General features: G+C 67.4%; 1 protein-coding gene and 1 pseudogene. Both read left to right on the top strand.

Going from position 1 to position 1241, the window contains the following annotated elements; translation table 11 throughout:
* Positions 1–36 precede the first annotated feature (36 nt).
* Positions 37–189: pseudogene (locus ABIB58_RS16425) on the top strand (transposase); the annotation flags it as partial.
* Positions 156–1223 carry an IS3 family transposase gene (locus ABIB58_RS16380; protein ID WP_250132254.1) on the top strand — a complete coding sequence of 356 codons (1068 nt, stop codon included), beginning with the start codon at positions 156–158 and terminating at the stop codon, positions 1221–1223. The pseudogene ABIB58_RS16425 and the gene ABIB58_RS16380, both read left to right, overlap by 34 nt.
* Positions 1224–1241 lie beyond the last annotated feature (18 nt).

Raw genomic sequence — 1241 nt, 5'->3', positions numbered from 1 at the left:
CGGAGCTAGAGTCCGGCCCTTGAAAGGACGGACGGAATGAAACGAGCGAGATTCACGGAAGAGCAGATCATCGGGATCCTGCGGGAGAACGAGGCCGGCGCCAAAGCGGGCGAGCTGGCGCGCAAGCACGGCGTGTCGGAGGGCACGATCTACGCCTGGAAGGCCAAGTTCGGCGGGATGAGCGTGTCGGACGCCCAGCGCCTCCGGGCCCTGGAAGACGAGAACGGAAAGCTGAAGCGCCTGCTGGCCGACGCCATGCTCGACAAAGCCGCGTTGAACGATCTGCTGTCAAAAAAGTGGTAGGGCCCGCGGCGCTGCGCCAGGCCGTCGCCCATCTGAAGGCGGCGTTCGGCGTCAGCGAGCGACGGGCCTGCTCCATCATCAAGGCGGACCGTAAGTCGGTGCGCTATCGCTCCTGCCGACAGCCGGACACGGCGCTGCGGGAGCGGCTGCGCGCCCTGGCTGTCGAGCGGCGACGGTTCGGCTATCGGCGGCTGTTCGTGCTGCTGCGGCGTGAGGGAGAACCCTCGGGCAAGAACCGGATCTACCGGCTCTATCGCGAGGAAGGCCTGACGGTGCGCAAGCGCCGCTCACGTCGTCGCGCCATGGGCACGCGCGCGCCGATCCTGGTCGAGGCCAGGCCGAACGCCCGCTGGTCGCTGGACTTTGTGCACGACCAGTTCGCCACGGGCCGCCGCTTCCGCATTCTCAACGTGGTCGACGACGTCACCCGCGAGTGCCTGGCGGCGATCCCCGACACCTCGATCTCGGGACGCCGCGTCGCGCGAGAGCTGACAGCGCTGATCGCTCGGCGGGGCCGTCCCGCCATGATCGTCAGCGACAACGGCACGGAGTTCACGTCCACCGCCATCCTGGCCTGGGCGCAGGATCATGGCGTCGACTGGCACTACATCGCGCCGGGCAAGCCGACCCAGAACGGGTTTGTGGAATCCTTCAACGGCCGGATGCGCGACGAACTGCTCAACGAGAGCCTGTTCTTCAGCCTGGATCACGCCCGCCAGAAGGTCGCCGCCTGGGCGCTGGACTACAACACCCGCAGGCCGCACTCGTCGATCGGCTACCTCACCCCGGAGGCTTTTGCCGCCAGTCTGACCGCAACAGGCCGACCCGCTGCGCAGGATGAAAGCTGCGCGGCCCGGCCTGTTGCTCACCCCACGCTGCGAGGCGTAACTAACCCAAGGACTCTGGTCGCCGCTGGATGAAAACTCAGGGGCACGTCA

This window comes from Brevundimonas sp. UYEF29, from assembly GCF_040546195.1.
In the GTDB taxonomy this organism is placed as follows: Bacteria; Pseudomonadota; Alphaproteobacteria; order Caulobacterales; family Caulobacteraceae; genus Brevundimonas; species Brevundimonas huaxiensis.
Note: the sequence above shows the minus strand (reverse complement) of the source record. Positions and strands in the feature narration are given on the sequence as shown.